Annotated in this window: 16 protein-coding genes; 5 read left to right on the top strand and 11 right to left on the bottom strand. The window is 61.6% G+C overall.

Features of this window, described 5'->3' with window-relative positions; translation table 11 throughout:
* Positions 1–218: 218 nt before the first annotated feature.
* A complete protein-coding gene (locus ATE48_RS18685; protein ID WP_156767863.1) occupies positions 219–746 on the top strand; it encodes a hypothetical protein in 528 nt (175 codons plus the stop codon).
* Positions 747–783: 37 nt separating this feature from the next.
* Here ATE48_RS18685 and ATE48_RS20550 read toward each other — a convergent pair whose 3' ends face one another.
* The 6 genes from ATE48_RS20550 to ATE48_RS18645 all read right to left on the bottom strand — a co-directional run bounded on the left by ATE48_RS20550 (position 784) and on the right by ATE48_RS18645 (position 7,295).
* Positions 784–1,719, bottom strand: a complete 936-nt coding sequence (locus ATE48_RS20550; protein ID WP_066774210.1) for a hypothetical protein — start codon at positions 1,717–1,719, stop codon at positions 784–786.
* Between the two features lie 182 nt (positions 1,720–1,901).
* The gene (locus ATE48_RS18675) at positions 1,902–3,113 is read right to left on the bottom strand and encodes an AAA family ATPase (RefSeq protein WP_066774207.1); all 1,212 of its coding nucleotides are present in this window, start codon (positions 3,111–3,113) and stop codon (positions 1,902–1,904) included.
* Complete coding sequence (locus ATE48_RS18670; RefSeq protein WP_066774205.1) at positions 3,110–4,015, bottom strand: toprim domain-containing protein; 906 nt, start codon at positions 4,013–4,015, stop codon at positions 3,110–3,112. The genes ATE48_RS18675 and ATE48_RS18670 overlap by 4 nt, the downstream gene beginning before the upstream one ends.
* Complete coding sequence (locus ATE48_RS20170; RefSeq protein WP_066774204.1) at positions 4,005–4,184, bottom strand: hypothetical protein; 180 nt, start codon at positions 4,182–4,184, stop codon at positions 4,005–4,007. The genes ATE48_RS18670 and ATE48_RS20170 overlap by 11 nt, the downstream gene beginning before the upstream one ends.
* Before the next feature lie 355 nt (positions 4,185–4,539).
* Positions 4,540–4,827 (bottom strand): hypothetical protein, encoded by a 288-nt coding sequence (locus ATE48_RS18655; protein ID WP_066774202.1) that lies wholly within the window; start codon positions 4,825–4,827, stop codon positions 4,540–4,542.
* A gap of 1,139 nt (positions 4,828–5,966) precedes the next feature.
* Positions 5,967–7,295, bottom strand: a complete 1,329-nt coding sequence (locus ATE48_RS18645) for a tyrosine-type recombinase/integrase (protein ID WP_228126708.1) — start codon at positions 7,293–7,295, stop codon at positions 5,967–5,969.
* Between the two features lie 347 nt (positions 7,296–7,642).
* Between ATE48_RS18645 and ATE48_RS18635 the strand changes: the two genes are divergently transcribed.
* The gene (locus ATE48_RS18635; protein ID WP_066774198.1) at positions 7,643–8,128 is read left to right on the top strand and encodes a c-type cytochrome; all 486 of its coding nucleotides are present in this window, start codon (positions 7,643–7,645) and stop codon (positions 8,126–8,128) included.
* On the opposite strand, the gene ATE48_RS18630 is transcribed toward ATE48_RS18635, so the two are convergent.
* The 4 genes from ATE48_RS18630 to ATE48_RS18615 all read right to left on the bottom strand — a co-directional run bounded on the left by ATE48_RS18630 (position 8,129) and on the right by ATE48_RS18615 (position 13,925).
* On the bottom strand, positions 8,129–11,275 hold the full coding sequence (locus ATE48_RS18630; RefSeq protein ID WP_066774197.1) for an efflux RND transporter permease subunit: 3,147 nt from the start codon (positions 11,273–11,275) through the stop codon (positions 8,129–8,131). It abuts the gene before it with no gap.
* Positions 11,276–11,284: 9 nt separating this feature from the next.
* Positions 11,285–12,454: an efflux RND transporter periplasmic adaptor subunit gene (locus ATE48_RS18625; protein WP_083197466.1), complete on the bottom strand. Its 1,170-nt coding sequence runs from the start codon at positions 12,452–12,454 to the stop codon at positions 11,285–11,287.
* A gap of 484 nt (positions 12,455–12,938) precedes the next feature.
* Positions 12,939–13,151, bottom strand: a complete 213-nt coding sequence (locus ATE48_RS19905; protein ID WP_156767862.1) for a hypothetical protein — start codon at positions 13,149–13,151, stop codon at positions 12,939–12,941.
* Positions 13,152–13,157: 6 nt separating this feature from the next.
* On the bottom strand, positions 13,158–13,925 hold the full coding sequence (locus ATE48_RS18615; RefSeq protein WP_066774194.1) for a class II aldolase/adducin family protein: 768 nt from the start codon (positions 13,923–13,925) through the stop codon (positions 13,158–13,160).
* A gap of 79 nt (positions 13,926–14,004) precedes the next feature.
* Here ATE48_RS18615 and ATE48_RS18610 point away from each other — a divergent pair, with 79 nt between their 5' ends.
* The 3 genes from ATE48_RS18610 (at position 14,005) to ATE48_RS18600 (ending at position 16,030) form a co-directional block, all read left to right on the top strand.
* Complete coding sequence (locus tag ATE48_RS18610; RefSeq protein ID WP_066774191.1) at positions 14,005–14,757, top strand: NAD kinase; 753 nt, start codon at positions 14,005–14,007, stop codon at positions 14,755–14,757.
* A 49-nt stretch (positions 14,758–14,806) separates the two neighbouring features.
* Positions 14,807–15,301, top strand: coding sequence for a hypothetical protein (locus ATE48_RS18605; protein WP_066774190.1), 495 nt, complete (start codon positions 14,807–14,809; stop codon positions 15,299–15,301).
* 69 nt (positions 15,302–15,370) lie between these two features.
* Complete coding sequence (locus tag ATE48_RS18600) at positions 15,371–16,030, top strand: hypothetical protein (protein ID WP_066774188.1); 660 nt, start codon at positions 15,371–15,373, stop codon at positions 16,028–16,030.
* Here the strand turns inward: ATE48_RS18600 and spbR are convergent.
* Positions 16,027–17,166: a SpbR family protein gene (gene spbR, locus ATE48_RS18595; RefSeq protein ID WP_083197464.1), complete on the bottom strand. Its 1,140-nt coding sequence runs from the start codon at positions 17,164–17,166 to the stop codon at positions 16,027–16,029. The genes ATE48_RS18600 and spbR overlap by 4 nt on opposite strands.
* Between the last annotated feature and the right edge of the window lie 85 nt (positions 17,167–17,251).

The raw sequence follows: 17,251 nt of genomic DNA, 5'->3' as shown, positions 1-17,251 counted from the left end.
AGTGCGGCGAGCGACAAGGCTGCATCATGGTCAGTGCGCACACACCAGGCCAAAGAAGCTAGCTGAACAGCTCGATGTCGGCGTAATGTGTCGCGCTAAGAGGCCGGCGAACCAGTCCGCCAGGAGACGCTGCGGGAAGCTTTCGAAGCTAACGGCGTCGAGTTCACCAAGGGCAAGGGCACTGGAGCGCGGTTACTTTCAGAGCGATGAGGGAAGTCGTGACTACCGAACCAGCAACCGCGCAAGACACCGAACCACGACGCAGCTTGTGGTGGTGGCTACTTACTATTACTGCGCCCATCGGCATCATTGGCGGCCCGCTCGGTATCGCAGACATGCTGTCGGGATTGATCGAGTGGCACGGACCTGTCGGTTTCCTCGTTTCCTATTGGGACCGGATCATCAGTGATCCTCTACACAACGTGCTCCACTACGTTGCGGCGTTCATTCCTGCGCTTCGCTTTCTCGACGGCTTTGCGCTGGATTACCTGACCCTCGGCGTTTTGCAGTATTCAGCGTTCGCTAGATCGCTCTCGATCCTCCGACCCCACCAACCAGGGCCAATCCCTCTGGATCACGAACTCCTTACGGCTGCGATCGTGATCCTGGGATGGCCGTTGGTATTCTATTTCAGCGCCTTCTTTTCACTAATTAACGACCGAGTTTTGCGCCCGATCCTCGTCCTTTCGACGGCCCCATTTCTAATCTTTCTTCTGCTTTGGATAGTAAACCTCACTCTGACATGATGCCCGCTACGCTGATGGGCAAAGTCGAACACGTTCCTCATGATGCCGCTCCCTTCACTCGAACAGTTCGCGCGACGCGTTGATCAGTTGCCGGATCATTCGACGCGCCGCGATTGCGTCGGCGGTGTAGTGGCCGTGCTTCAGTGCATTCCGGTTCCCCGGCTGCGCGCCGCTTCCCGGCGCTCCGCCGTGCATTCGGCAACGACTCTTGCCCCTCACCGCCGCTTGTTGGCAGAGCGAGCCCTTCCGAGTTTGAGCAAGGCAGCGCGAGGAGGCGTGCGCCATCTCCAGCGCCGCCATCGCTTGTTTCCGTGTTCGCATAGCCTCGTTCTCCCAGCTTTCCCTGTGACCCCACCCCCGTGACCGCACCAACGACGGCTTGGCCGCCGGCCTGCACTGTGACGTTTTCGACTATGACGCGCTGCGTCGTGGTCTTCCCGCGGTGGCGGTTGAGCGTTTCGATCAGAGCCGAGAAGGTGCGCGCGCATTTGTTGGCCTGGCTCAGGTTGGTGGCGCGAATCTCGACGTTCGGCTGACACTGCGCGCGAGCGAGACAATCCATCGTAACGTGATGCAGCGCCGCTGCCTGGACTGCGATCATGCCCTCAAGCTCATTCGCCGGCTCGAAGGCGCTGGCCGCCTGCAGGATTGCGTTTGCGGCATCCGCCGGGGGACCAGTGATTTTGCCGGCCGGTAGTTTCTGGCTTCCGATGGCGACCGCAAAAATCTGATAGAGCGCCTGCGCCGAGAATGGCGGAGGTGGCTTGTCCAACTCGCAGTCGCTCCGCTCACCGAGAACGCAAGCGAGCGCCCCGGGCTCGTGCGAGACCTGCAGCATGATCCGGCGGTCATCGCTCACAGTGCCGCCGATGCGGCAGACAGCGGGCTTACGATCGACCCCCATGGGGAGCGTTACCGCGTCGTCAGGCGGCTCGCTGGCGTCGTTGACCGCAGCGTTAAATCGGGAAGCCATCTAGCCGGCCTCCATCGCTGAAAACGATCGTGCCCGGCGCGCGAGCGAACAAGCGAACAGGTCTAAAGACCCCTGTTCGCTTGTTCGCCCTCCCGCCAACAGCCGCAAAACGGTACGAACAGGCGAACAAGAACCGCGCGAACGTTGTTCGTTTTTCTGTTCGCTCTCTGATTTGATTGCGATTAAGCGAGCCAAAGCCAACCCTCCCCATCAGTGTCGTTCCTCCAGACCCGGACGATTTTTCTCGCACTCAGATTCTCGAGCGCGCGATTCCATCTTGTTCGCTTCGCTGCGGTGGTTTCGCCCTCTTGTGAGAGGCCCAGTTTGTAGGCCCGATCACGCACCATCAGGAGTGGCGCAACGTAGGCGCCAGCAGCTGCGGGGACGCCCGCCGGGGCCTTGCGGCCATCAGTTGAGAGCACCGCCCGCAGGGCTTCCAGCGCGATTGCTTCCGACGCGGCCTGCTTGGAGTCGCGGCGCTTGGCCTGCGGCGCATCAACGTATTCGACCACGCAGGACGTGATGGGATCGCCCTCAGTGTCCGAGCCGATCATTGCGGATTTGAGACGGAAGCCCCACCGGCGGCCGTCCTCGTCATCCTTTTGCTTTGCGAGACGCAGCGACCGTTCGCCGGTGTCCTCGTCATGGGTCAGCTCAACAGCCGTATCGAGCGCCGCGAACAAGCTGGAGTGCCCGCGCGCGCCGTTGCTCGCCACCTTGCCCGTGTGGTGGATCAGGACGACCAAGACGCCCAGTGCCTCGCCTATCCTCTCCATCGCCGCCAAAGCCGCGCCCATATCGGCGCCGCTATTTTCCTCCGCGCCGGGCATTGCACGCGCCAGCGTGTCAACGACGACCACGCCCAAACGTGCATCAAGGCCCCGCCCACGCTCTTTAAAGTCAATCGCCGCCTCGCGGAGCAGCTCAATCAATTCGTCAACGTCAGGCGCATCCGGGCTCGAGAAATCGACGCCGCGCGGGATCAGTGCGAACGGGAGTTCGTCAACCTCGCCATTCTCCTGCATCCAGGTGCGAATGCGTTTGCGCAGACCGTTAGCCGCCTCAGCGCCAACATAGGCGACGCCGGTTTGCCGTGTGCGATGGCCTAGAATGTCCTCGCCGCGCGAGATGCGCAGGAACCACTCCAGAGCCAGAAAGGATTTGCCGCTACGCGATGGGCCATAGATGCACATCAGCCCGGAAGCGGGGACGAGCCGCTTGACCAGCCAGGCGCCCTCCTGCGGTTCGACTTGTTCGGCCCATTCGAGCGTGAGCGGGCGGCGCGCTGGCTCGCCGCTGTCTCGCTCTGGCGGTGTCTCAATCCCGTGATCGTGGCCGATAGCGCGGCCATTCGCATGGCCGTTAACGTGCGGAGAATCCGTGTCGAACGTCATGGCGCGCCCCCGAGGTTGAGGACGTCAAGCCAATCGCGGCCCTTTGGTGCAGGAACGATTATGCAACGAACGCGACGCTTCAGACGATCGGAGAGCACTTGCGCGGCTTCCTCGCCCGGTGCGTCGCCATCGGCGGCAATGAAGAGTTTGCGCACTTTGGCCGGCGGCTCGAATGCTGCGAGGTTCACCGTCCCAAACGTTGCCCATGTCGGGATCTTGCGAAGCGAGTAGAACGCTAGCGCCGTCTCCACGCCCTCAGCGACAGCAAGAACATCGTCAGTCTGTGCAAATAGCTTGCAGGCCGAACCCTTGTAGGGCCCGAAGGTCAGGCGCGCGGGATCGCCTCGCTTGCCTGAACCATCGGGCTGCAGCTTCGTCATCTGACACGCGCGCAATTCTCCTTTGGAGTCATGCGCGAGCGCCAAGCCAGACACGCGCCCTTGTTCGTCCGTATAGTCGCGCAGCGCTCCAGATGCGCACGCGAGAGCCACAGTCGAGACGGGCAACCCCCGCGCGTCAAAGAGATAGCGTCGCATGATTGCGGGCGCGTCAGACCTATCGACCATGCGGGCAACTTGCTGAAGCCTGCGAGCATCCTGCGCCGCTTGCTCCTTAATGCGTACCGCCGCCTGCTTGCGCTTTTCTGCGTTGGACAGCGGCTTGACGTTGCTGGGATCGAAGCCAATGGCGCGGTGGATTTCATCGCGCGTATCCAACGAACTTCCGTTCCAAGAATGCGCGACCACACCGCGGCCGTCGCTGCGAATGCGCACCGTGGTTCCGTTATCGCGCCCGCTATGGTTAGGCGTGGGCATCTGCAAATAGACGTCACTGCCGCGACGCTGAATCTTGCCGCCATAGCAGCGCTGGACGTCTTCAAGCGTGAGGCGGCTACGCTCCATAGGCCGCCTCCACATAGTTGGCAGCTTCAAGCATGCGTGCTGCCGCGTCACGCAGCCGTTCACGGGCATTGCGACTTGCGGTGGTCTCGGCCTCATGGATCACGTCGTCAGCCTTGCGACGGAGACGCTCGGCGGTGAGGTTGTAAATTAGCGTGGAGCGCTCACCCATGGCTGGCCTCCCTTGCGCTCGCGACTACGGCGCGCTCCAAGCAGTGCGCGGCGTCTAGCGCCGCCTGCGTGGCAATGTGCAAGCGTTGGCGCGCCCACCGATTCTTGCACCGCCGCGCCGCGGCGCTGTTAAGCGCCGCTAGCAGACTCGCAATACTCGCGTTGGTCACACCGCCACCGGTAATGATGGCGGGAAGGCAATCACCCTCAGGGTTGAAGGGTGCTGCTACGTTCGTTAGGTTCGTCATGTTGTCCTGCTGCTCTCGACAACAATTCAGCGCGCAAATGACGCGCCGGAACGCGCTCGCGGGCAAAGCGGGCGCGTTTCGCTGTCCTGGGGGTGGAAATGCGGCGCACTAAGCCGCCGCGGCTTCGACTTGTAGATTTCGACGCAATTCCGCTGTGCTTCGCGCTCGCGTGGTGCGGCTGTTCAGCCACTCCTTGAACGAGGCCACTTCGTACAGCGGAACTGTCCCAAAATACGCGATTTCAGGGCCACCGCCCTGCACGGCCATCTTTGCCAGCGTGGCCGGCGCGAGTGGATAGCCGAGCGCCGCAGCTAATGCGGAGGCCTCCTTGCGTCGCATCTTGAAGTCGTCTGACCAGGCCAGCGGTTCGCTGCCTGCTTCGTCTTGAGACTGCATCTCTCGCTCCCGTTAGCCCGAAGTGGGCGACGTTGGAGCGATGTTGCTCAATCAAAGTTTGGGAGTGAAATGGGAGTTTGGGAGACGTTGAGAGTTGTGTGAGATCAGTTGTTTGCGGCCGTCACCGCCGAGGTCGCGTCGGCCAGTTCCACCCGTCCAACTTGAAAGCCGCACGGACGACGCTGCGGTCTGGATACTCTGAACCTAGGTCGGCCTCTATCGCGCTGCAGATGCTCTTCGCATTCATGTCGGGCGGGAACTTACGATCGGGCCATCGTCGTTTGCCTGCCTCTACGACTTTGTTCTGTGCGGAAGTAAGCCTTGGAAGATCGCTGGGCGCTCGGTTCGTCAGGTCGCTTTTCATGCTGATAGATGCGGGCAGCATCTGCGCGAAGTCCCCGCCTTCAACACAGCGTCCCATGAGCGCGTCCAGATCTGCGCGTTTAACGAATAGGGGCCCTTCCGACGCGTTCGAACGACCAGTTCGCATGGCCCAACGATAAAACTGATCATCGCGCCAGCGGATCAACGAGATAGACAGGTTGCCGCGCTCGTTGAACGCCCAAACAGGCGCACGCCAATCTCGGTCATTGGCGAACACAGCACGCATAAATGCACAAACACGCGCTCGCTTAGACTTACGATCCAGCAGCAGCCGGTCGTAGGTAGAGACAAGGAGATCGTCGTCGACGCCTAGTTCCGCGTCGACGCCTTTGGCGCCTTCCGCCGTGGGCGACGCCGCGTTGCCAGACATTTGCTGATGCGACGTCAGCGAACGGCCGGACCGCATTCCTGCGCGCATTGTCGAGAGCTTTTCTGCCGCCGACTTCGCGGCACGCCTGCGAACGACCCTGATCAGATCGCCGGGCGCTAGCAGTGGCTCATCAATGTTCTGCCAGATTAGCCGCTCCACGGCGCTGATAGCGTCTGGGAGCCAAACCGCGTCCACCTCAAGGAATGGCTTGTCTGATACAGACGCGCCAGGCCAACCGTTTTCGGGCCAAACAGCCTCAATCTCCGCGATCTCGCGTTCCGTAAACACAGCGCCTCCGCATGACGCATCCGCATGTTGATCGGCGGGAAGCTCGCTGCGGAAAGCGTGCTTGTCGGGCCGTCGCCCTATCCCGCCGAACCAAACTTTAGCTCGCTTCGTCCTTCTGACGAAGTTTGACTATGCTGTCGTTCTTCTGCTCCCGCGTACCGAGAATGCGCTTTCCGACGCGCTCAGCTAGCTCCTTGCCGGGATCTGCTCCGAAATGCGCGTAGCGCTGCGTGGTGCTTACCTGCGTGTGCCCAAGCACCTTGCCGATAAGCGCGAGGCTCGCGCCGCCCGCGACGGCAAAACTGGCGTAGCTGTGCCGCAGATCATGCAGGCGTGTGTTTCCAAGCTTCGCGCGCGTACGGACACGTTGCCAGGCCTTCTGCAGGCCGGTCGCCGGCATCTTGGAATTAGTCGGCGCAGGAAAAACGACGGGACTACGCCCTTTCTTTGCCAGCCGATCGTTCTGAGCGCTTCGCTCCGCGAGAATAGCCGCAGCGGGTGCGTTGAGTGGAATTGCCTTCTCTCCAGTTTTCGACCGCGCTGGCGGAAGTTTGATCACGCCATGAACGAGATCGACCTCCGACCAGGCCAACTCCGAAATCTCAGCCTTGCGCGCGCCCGTGAGCAGCAGCAGCCGGATGACGTCGGCATGTTCCTTCGACAATGAGCGCTCGTCCTGCATGGCCGTCAGCGTGTCGAGCAGCTTCGCGGTCTCCTTGTCCGAGAGAAACCGCTCTCGCTTTACGGCAGCGAGCTTCTGAACGTTCGTAACGGGATTTGCGTCGACCAGCTCCTGCGCGACCGCCCAGCCGTAGCAGCTCGACAGAGAGACAATCGCTCCGCGCGCGATACTTGGCCCGCCTCGCACCACTGCGAGCCCCCGCTTCTTGGCGCTCTTCTCACGCGTTGCTGTCTCGCCATCGCGGATCTGCCGTTGCGCCTTCTCAATGTCGGCGCGACGCAGATCGCCAGCCAGAATGTTTCCAAGTAACGGGACGATGTGGCGACGAAGGCGGCTAGCGTCGTGCTCCCAGGAAACCGCGCGCTTGTTGGGCGCCGCTTCCGGACCGTCTGCCAGCCACCGCTCAATGAGCTGAGCGACCGTGATGGCGCGCCGTCGTTGCTCCATACGCTCGGCCTTCAGCGCTTCAGCCCGGGCCAGCGGGTCGCCGCCAGCCTTCACGATGCCTCGGAGCACTTCAGCCTGCGTACGGGCAGCATCGGCCGTCCAGGGCGCGCCGTGCTCCCCGATCGTCATCGCCCGCTGGCGCCCATCGGCCACGTACTTCAAACGATACGTCATCGAACCGTTGGGATGCACACGCAGATGGAAGCCGCGGATGGTGCCGTCGAAAATGTCGAACCGCTCGGCCCGTGGCGTCAGCCGCTCGATCAGCCTGTTCGTGATGTTGACCTTCTTGGTCAAAACGCCCCCGAAACATCCTCCCCCGGCCATTCCGGGTACATGTCGGGTACAGCTTAAGGGCAAATCACAGCCAACGCCAGCCAATTGCGCCTAACACTCAATGCGAAATAACCCATTCTTTATCTGGCTTTTGCCATATCCAGCCAACCGACGGAAACTGCAGAAAGACCGCAACCTCCTGATTTGTAATCAGGGGGTCAGGGGTTCGAGTCCCTTACGCGGCACCGCGCCTAATGCGCTGTTTCCGTGTGCGTTTCCGGCTTCCCCTGCGGGTGAGGCGGTTCGCCCCGTTGCGCGATCACACAACGCGGCGCGAATGTTTGGCTCTCAAACTCCGGGGAACTCACATGCGCGGACTTATTTTCGTTGCGTTGCTCACAGTCGCGGCCTGCGGGCCGTCTGAAACGCCACCGCCACCGACGTCCGAGCCCGTCCCGACGACCCAAGCGGCCGCGCCTCCAGCGCCCAGCAATGACGAAGAGCAAGCCAAGATCGCGGCGCTCGCTTCACCTTACAACGAGGCCAATTACGAAGCGGGCCGGCGGGTCTTTGCTCAATGCCGCTCGTGTCACGTGATAGACGCCGGCGCTCCGCACCGTGTAGGCCCCAACTTGCACGGCGTGTTCGGGCGCGAGATCGGCACGGCGCAGGGCTTCACCTATTCGCAAGCCGTGCAAGACGCGTCATTCGTGTGGGATGCCGATCATCTCGATCATTGGCTGCAGAACCCGCAGACATTCTTGCCTGGCAATCGCATGGCATTCGCAGGCGTGCGCGATGAAACGCAACGCCGCGATCTCATCGCCTATCTGATGGTCGAAGCGTCCGAGTAATCACTCGGCCGGGCGCGCGGTGGCTTCACCGCGCTCGAACGCTTCAATCTCCTTGGCGGTTGCTTCCGGCGACTTGGTGTAGCGCGCGAGCAGATCATAGAATATCGGCACGACGAACAGCGTTAGCATCGTCGCGACCAGAAGCCCGAAGAAAATCACGACGCCAATCGTGAAACGGCTCTCCGCGCCCGCGCCATGCCCGAGTATGAGTGGGATAGCGCCGACGATAGTTGCAACCGACGTCATGAGCACCGGCCGAATACGCAAATCAGCCGCTTCAATGATGGCGTCACGGATGCTGCGCCCCTCATCGCGCAGCTGATTGGCGAACTCGACAATCAAAATGCCGTTCTTGGCCGCGAGGGCAATAAGGATGATGAGGCCGATCTGGCTGTAAATGTTCAGCGTGCCATTGAACAAGAATAGCCCAAAAAGGCCCCCTGTCAGCGCCAGCGGCACCGACACCATGATCACGATCGGGTGGACGAAGCTCTCGAACTGCGCCGCCAACACCAGGAAGACCACGATCAGAGCGAATGCGAAGGCAAAGGCGATGGCGCCCGTCGATTGTTTGTACTGACGCGCGGCGCCTGTGTAGTCGATCGTAATCGGCTCATTGCCGATTTCCGCGCGCGCCAGTGTCTCAAGCTCGTTGAGCGCGTCACCGATCGCGTAATCGCCGGCAATCGAGGCAGAGATCGTGACCGACGCTTGGCGGTTCATGCGCCGGCGTTCAGCGGAATCACCGACGGTGTTTACGTTCACGAGCGTGGCCAGCGGAACCAACTCGCCGGTTCGATCCGAGCGAACATATTTGTTGGTCAGATCGGCAATGTTCGAACGTTCGTCACGCTCGGCCTGTAGGTATACGTAATATTCCTCGCCGCGATCCGCGATGGTATTTACCCGGCGCGAGCCCATCGTCGCTTCGAGCGTACGACCGATCGCTTGCACCGAAACGCCGAGCGCCGCCGCGCGCTCGCGATCAATATCGACAAGCACACGTGGGGATGTCGGTTGATAGTTCATGCGTGGGCGTTGGAAATTTGGGCTCTCGCGCATGCGGTCCATGACGCGCTCAGCCACGAGCGCCAAGCTTTCGTAAGTCGAGCCTAGAAGCACGATCGAAGCGCCATCAGCGCCACCGCCTCCGCCACCACCCTGGAAGGGGTTCTGCATACGGGCGCGGACCGTAGCGCCAGGGATCTGCGCGAAGCGGGCATTCATCTCAGTCTCGATCTCAGCGCCACTGCGATGGCGGTGCTCCCAATCGGTCAAGAAGACGCGTGCTAGGCCGGACGAGAAACGGTTCGTGCCAGCATCGCCAAACCCGGGGGCGACCACCATCACGCGCTGCGCTTCGCCGTTTTCCACGTACTCGAGCAAGATGGCCTCAACCTGGCTCATCACGCGGCTCATATATTCGAAGCCCGCACCTTCCGGCGCTTGGGCGAAGATCGTCAGATTTCCGCGATCCTCCGGCGGCGTGAGCTCTGACGAAAGCTGGGTGAAGAGGTAGCCGCCGAGAATCACAACGCTGGCGAACACCACGAACACCAAAGCCTTCGCCTGCATCGCCGCCTCCAGCGACGCGCGATACGAGGCGCGCAAGGCGTCCAGCACGCCGTCTACGAAACGGGACAATCGGGTGCTGCTCTTCACCGGCTTGATGAGCTTTGAGCACATCATTGGCGACAGTGAGAGCGCAGCGAACGCCGAGATCACGACGACACCGGCGATGGTCACCGCCAACTCAACGAACAAGCGCCCGACGTAACCGCCGACAAACAACAGCGGCAAAAACACCGCCACCAACACCGCGGACGTCGCGACGATCGCGAAGAACACTTGGCGCGATCCGCGTTCGGCGGCCACCAACGGCGGCTCGCCTAACGTATCCACCCGCCGCTGCGCGTTTTCGAGCACGACAATCGAGTCGTCGACGACAAGTCCGATGGCGAGCACCAACGCGAGCAGGGTCAACAGATTTATCGAAAACCCGAATATCAAGAGGATCAGGAAGGCGCCGATCAAACACACCGGAATCACGGCCGCCGGAATGAACGCTGCCCGCCACGATCCAAGGAACAAAAAGATCACGAGAATGACGAGTGCAGTGGATTCCAACAGCGTTTGACCGACACGGCCAATCGCGCGATCGATGAAAACGGTGGAATCGTAGGTGATGACGATGTCGGTGCCCTCGGGCAGCGACGAGCGAAGGCGCTCAACCTCTTCCTTGACGACGCGACCGACATCCAAGGCATTCGAACGCGACTGACGAACAATACCGAGGCCAACCTGCTCGACGCCGTTGCCCCGGAAAATGCTACGCCGTTCTTCTGGTTCAATTTCAACGCGGGCGATGTCCCCCAGACGGACGACGGCGTCCTCTGGTCCGCCAGCGCCTGCAATCGGCAGACGTTGAAACTGCTCGGGTGTCTCGAACGCGCGCGCAACGCGAACTTGATAGTCGCGCTCCTCGCTCTGCACATACCCAGCGGGAAGTTCGATATTCTGCGAACGCAGCGCGCTCTCTACGTCCTGAACCGTGATGCCGCGCGCAGCCATGGCGTTGGTATCGAGCCAGATGCGTAGTGCGCGCCGAAAGCCGCCGCCGATCTGGACGTTCGCGACGCCGTTTAGAACGGCGAGGCGATCGACGATGTAACGGTCCGCGTAATCCGTGAGCGCCATGCGATCGAGCGTGGTCGATTGCAGGCTGAACCAGATAATCGCGTCGGAATCGGCGTCCGCCTTGCGGATCACGGGTTCGTCGATGTCGGCAGGAAGTTGGCCACGTGCGCGGCTGACAGCGTTTCGAACGTCGTTCGTCGCGTCTTCGAGATCGCGATCCAGGGTGAACTCGATGTTAATCGAGGAACGGCCGTCACGGCTGGCGGAGTTGATGACGTCGATGCCGTCGATACCCGAGAGCTGATCCTCGATAACGCGTGTGATCTGATTTTCAACGACCTGGGCCGAGGCGCCGGGATAGCTGGCGTTCACGGACACAACGGGACGGTCGACATCGGGCAGTTCGCGCAAAGGCAGACGCGTGAACGCAATCAGGCCGAAGGCGATGATGATCAGCGAAAAGACCGTCGCCAGCACGGGGCGGCGAACGGAGAGATCCGAAAGCGTCATGTTCGGCTATTACCGGCCGCGAGGGCGAAGCGCCCCCTCGGCTGCAGATGGCGGAGCGCTCAGTTGCACCGGTTGGCCCGGGCGGACGCTTTGCACACCTTCAGTGATCACCTGATCGCCGGCATTTAAACCCTCGAGCACCTCAGCCATGCCGCCCGAGCGCTGTCCGGTGCGGATCTGTAGACGCTCGACCGTCTGAGAGCCCTCATGTTCAACGACACGATAGACGTATGCGCCGTCAATTTGGTCCAGGATGGCGATCTCGGGGATGGCCAAGGCCTCGCGCGGATTTGAGCGAACATCCACCGTCATCAGCATGCCGGGGCGAAGTGTGCCGTCGGCGTTCGGCAAGATAGCGCGGACACGCACTGTGCGCGTTGCAGGGTCGACGCGGCTATCAACATTGGCAATGGCGCCCGTGAAGGAGCGATCCGGATAAGCGGAGGTGTGCGCCACCAATTCGACGCCAGCGACGACTCGAGACAATTGCGTTTCTGTAACCGTGAAGTCGAGCTTGATTTCAGACACATCATCAAGCGTGCCGATCTGATCACCAGGACGCATGTACTGACCGGGGCTCGCGGTTCGCAGACCCACTACGCCAGCAAACGGTGCGCGAATGGTGCGATCCGCGATGCGGGAGGCGCCTGCGTTGGCGCGCGCCTGCGCAGCATCGGCAGCTGCGCGAACACTGTCGAGACGCGCTTGTGATGCGAAGCCTCGATCGAACAATTCTTGGTAGCGCCGCAGATCTTCCTGCGCAGCGGCGTTTGAGGCATTCACCGCTGCAAGATCAGCGGCCTGCTCTACGCTCGACATCTCGACGAGCACTTGGCCGGCGCGAACGCGATCGCCGCTTTCAAATCGGATCCGGCGAATGGTGTCGGCAATTTTGGGCGTAAGGACGATGCTCTCGCGCGCCTGCGCGGTGCCAATCGCCTGAAGCCCATCGGTAAAGGTGTGCATCGCCACCGACGCTGCAAGGACAGGCGCTGCTTGACCGCCGCCGCCACCGCCAGGTCCTCTGCCGCCGCCCGGCGCAGCCGAGACCGACGCGCCAGCGCCAGCTCCGCCAAACACCGCGTCTGTCGCGGATTTGCCCACGACCACGAGCAGCATCAGTGCGAGGCCGACGACAACGACCGCCGCGAAGCCAAAGCGTCTGAAGAGACCCACCATCCTGTAACGCTTCCTACACAGTAAGTTTTGCGGATGTGTGACTAAGCCTGCGGAAAGTCTACACGCTCTGCGACTAATCGCGCTCCGGAGCCCATAGGCCTAGCACAAGTGCGGGTTCGGGCTCACCGCCATCTATACGGGCGCACACCCCCAGTTGGATGCCCATACCGCCTCTGCCAAAGCGGACGACGTAAACCTGCGCCTTCAGCAAATCGTCGCCCTCCACCGGCGAATCCAGGAAACTTGGCCCATCGCCAACCAGCTTTCGCTCTGGCGGTATCCCACAGAGACGTCGACCCGTCCGCCTTCGCAGCCTCTGCTGAGCGCGCATCCACCGGTTTCGACGTTCGCGAAGCCACGGCCATCAGCGAAAAAACGCCTGGCGAGAAATTCGGAGTTCGACGCCGCCTTCATCGCAACCTTCGTCGGGATTGGATACCCAAAGCGCGCCCGCCTGAAGCGCGATAACGCTCTCTTCAGTGCGCTAGAGCGCGCGCTTGAAGCCAAACACAGCCTCGCTGCGCCAACCGTCTGTTACGAGGTGATTGCTTTCAATCCAAGGCGCGAACAGCACCGATGGGTCCATCGCGACCGGCGCCTCGTAATACGTCGACCCCTCATAATAGGGCGTTCCGTCTTCCCGCTCACCGATAGAGGATGTGGTGATGCGTTGGTCGCCTTCAGGCAGGTGCTGCAACGACTATTAGGAGTCGTAGCCCGGCAATTGCCGGTCGAGTTTTCGCTTTAGCCCCGGCCACGCCAGCCCCGACACCATCCCCATGCCCCTCGCGGGACCGTTGCGCGTTTCTTCCTGCGCCGCTTCCGGTGCGATCAACACGTTCTCACGGCCCACACTCAGTGCTGCAACTTGCTGCGCACACGCGCGCTCAAGAAAGAAAATACCGACGAACGCTTCGGCCGCACTCGCACCAACAGCCAAGGTGCCGTGATTGCGGAGCAGCATCAGCTTCTTGTCGCCGATGTCTTTCACCAGACGCTCGCGCTCATCGAGATTGAGCGCGACACCCTCATAACCGTGATAGGCAAGGTTCGGGATCATCAGCAGAGCATTCTGCGTGAGCGGCAGTAGGCCCTCTTTCTGCGCCGAAACACCGACGCCAGCATCGGTGTGCAAGTGGATGACGCAGAGCGCATCTTCACGCGCCGCGTGGATCGCAGAGTGAATCGTGAAGCCCGCTGGATTGATGTAGTACGGCGTCGGCGAGACGATGTTGCCGTCGAGGTCGACCTTCACCAGCGACGACGCGGTGATCTCTTCAAAGAACAGTCCGTAGGGATTGATCAAAAAGTGATGATCAGGTCCGGGCACCCGCATCGAAATATGCGTGAAGATCATATCGTCCCAGCCATGCAGAGCGACGAGGCGATAGAGCGCGGCGCAATCGACACGCGCTTGCCATTCCTCGGCGCTCACGCGGCCCTTCAGGGATGTTCCGGCATCATCGGCCATTAGTCGCGCTCCGCTCCTGGGTATGTTAGGAAAAATCCTAGGCCCGTCGGGGCGATATGCAAAGAGCGGCCAACTCCCCATGAAGCTCTCGTTCACCGCCAGCGCCCGTCCCGAGGCGCAAGAAGCCTTGCGCCGGCTGCGCCATACCTATGGGGAAGCCGGCGATAGCGCCGACGTCATCGTCGCCCTCGGCGGCGACGGCCACATGCTCGATACGCTTCGGCGGCGGCTGAAGGACAAGAAGCCGGTCTACGGGATGCACCGCGGCACCATTGGCTTTCTTATGAACGAGTTCGACGAAACCGATCTCCAAGAGCGGGTTGCCAAGGCAGAGCCGATCCGCGTCCGCCCGCTTGTGGCGCGCTGTGAGACGGCGGCGGGCATCGTCGAGGAGCGCGCGTTCAATGAAGTCTCGCTCTTCCGCCAAACCGCACAGACATCAAAGCTGCGCATATTCATCGACGGCGCCGAGCGACTGCCGGAGCTTTCTTGCGACGGCCTGATGGTGGCGACGCCAGCGGGCTCCACGGCCTACAACTTTTCGGCCCACGGCCCGATCTTGCCGATCAATTCCAGGCTCCTGGCGCTGACGCCGATCAGTCCGTTTCGCCCGCGCCGCTGGCGCGGCGCGCTCTTACCCCACCGCTCAGTGGTCCGGATTGAGGTGCTTGAGGCTGATCGCCGCCCGGTCAGCGCCACAGCGGACAACGTTGAAACACGAAACGTCACCGCCGTCGAAATTCGCGAAGACACGGCAGCTGCACTGACTCTTCTGTTCGACCCCGGCCACGCCCTCGACGAGCGGATCGTGCGGGAGCAATTCGAGGTTTGACGAGGCGTCAACGCTCTGTTCACCACCAGCGCCGCACTGTGCGCACGCTATGGCCAAGCCCAAAGTTGAATTGATCAATCCGCGCGACACTGGTCTTCGGACATTCGAGCTGAAGAAACCGATCTTCGACGCTGGCGCCGTCGCTCGCGCCGATCAAGCGCTCGAGTCCATGGGTGATGAACTCCAGGTCTGGCTCGATGCGGACATTGAGCGGTTGCAGTCAGCCCGGCTTCGCGCCGACGCGGCAAATTGGACGATGCTCTCGCAAGAAGATGTCCACGCCATCGCCCACGACCTCAAAGGCATGGGTGCGACCTATGGCTCACTGCTCGCCACGCAAATTGCCGCCTCGCTTTGCCGCCTGATCGAAACCGACGCAGGAAAAGCCTTGGCCCAGCGCGATCCGGCCCTGGCGCGCGCTCACATCGATGCGATCCGGGCCTCCGTGCGCGATGATATCCGTTCCGCTGAGCACCCTATCGGGCGCGCCGTGTTGCGTGCGCTTGAGATCGGCGTCGCCGATTTGGGCGTCGCTCCGCACTGAGTACTAACGTCAGCTTTACCCTCTTCGTCCGCCTGGCCTTAACCGTGGCGCGATATAGTCACGTCTTCCATGAACGTGATCCCGTTCCGTCCACGGCCTCAGTCTGAGCCGCTTGCCTTTGCGATTGGCGCGCGCGTTGATCTACGCGTGGGCGCGCTCGCGGGCGGCGTTATCCGGCCGTTCGGTCAACCCGAAGAGGCGTTCCAATACTCCAATCTTTCGCGCCTTGTCCGCGGCGCCCGCATGGCGTGGCTAGAGCGCAGCGCTCCCGCGGTGCTCACCTTGGCTGTGCCTCACGAGATTCAAAGCACGCTTGAAGCAGACATGCTGAGTGAAGCTGCGATTGAGGCGGGATGCACACGGCGCAACTTCAACTTCCAACTCAATGAACGCGAATTGGTGAAGGCCGGCGCTGGCTTGGCTGAAGAGCTCCGCGCGCGCGGCTGGAATGTTGTGCTGCGCGGCGACCCAGAGTGCCCGCTGCCGTTCGGCGCGCGCGCGCGCAATCTCTATTGCGAACTGGTGCTTCAGCCGCCGCCAACGCCAGATCCATTCCTCGCTATGGACGAAGGTGATCGCTCACCACTTGGACGCCGCCTCCTCGCGGCCAAAGCTGCGGGTCTCACCATCACTGCGGAAAGCGTGCTGACCGCTTCGCTTGCGCGCACGCTTGCAATCGCGGGATTTGAACGCGGCGGCGGGCCCTTCGCAGAAGCAGCACTGCGCTAGATGGCGACGCGCTCGGCCTGTAACCCGGACGCATCGAGCTTCTCAAGCAGATAGTCGAGATCATCTTTCGGAACTGACTGGAAGAGCGTCAACGTGCGCTCAAGCATGCGCTTCCGGAAGGTAATGCGATCACGCACGACACCTTCACGATCAATCGAATGGTAGACATCGATGGCGGCGCGGAACGACGGGAACAGGCGCGGCGGCAGACCTGCACGATCGAACGCGGCTTTGAGCCCAAGCGGGCCGCTATCGTGCATAAGCAGCCACATGCGCTGATGCGATATCCCGCCGAGTTCCGCCATTGCGTACTCAACGAAATCGATCTGACCTAAGCACAATCCACGCATCAACAGCGAAGGCGTCAGGCGGCCGTTCAAATTGAGCTGCTGCACGAATTTCGGGAGGTCGCGCTGGCGCCCGGCCTGCTCAACGATATCCAATGTCGCGCGCTCACGCGCGCCCATCGCGAGATCGATTGCAATTTGCGGCGGCAGTTCGTGATTGTTCACGAGGTGATCGAAGAGCTCGCCGGTCACCATAGAAACCAGCTTTTCCGTCACGCCCACCGGCAACTCTTCACGGTACACCATCGCCGTTGTGATCGATGAAAGGCCGTCAAAGCGCGTCAGCGCCGTGTCGAGTCCCTCTTCGTCAAACAGAGCGTTATCGTTTGCGAGCGCGCGCTCAACCGCTTCCGCTACAGCATAAGTTGATATGGCGCCCGTCACGGTGGTGCTGATTGTCTCACGGCTCGCGACAGCAACCTGCTTATTCGGCGGACACGCGCGCACGATCGCGACGAGGTCTTCGTCGGTCAGAGATGGCGAATTCATGATCACAGGGAGCGAGATGGAATCCACGTCGCGCGACAGCTTGTTTGCGATCTCGCGCGGTAGCTTCGGTGAATTCTTCAGCGCGATCGCAAGGGCGCGCCGGACCAGCACCGCGGCGTCCTGCGCCATGATTGCAATAATGCCTTCAGCGTGGGCCCGTTCCTCAGGGGAAAGCTGAGCCTCTTCAATGCAGCGGCAAATCTTATGCGCAGCGTGTGCACGCTCATCCTCGCTCGGCGCCTTGATCAAGGACCGGATGTCGCTATCCGTGAGATGGCCGCGCATCGTAACGATCGACATTTGCGCTTACGCTCCAAGGCGGGGCGGCGACTCCCGCCGCTCCGTTTCGGACCAGCCTCGCGGGCGCACCTTAACGAAGCCTTGA

This window comes from Candidatus Viadribacter manganicus, from assembly GCF_001679665.1.
Classification (GTDB): domain Bacteria; phylum Pseudomonadota; class Alphaproteobacteria; order Caulobacterales; family Aquidulcibacteraceae; genus Vitreimonas; species Vitreimonas manganica.
Note: the sequence above shows the minus strand (reverse complement) of the source record. Positions and strands in the feature narration are given on the sequence as shown.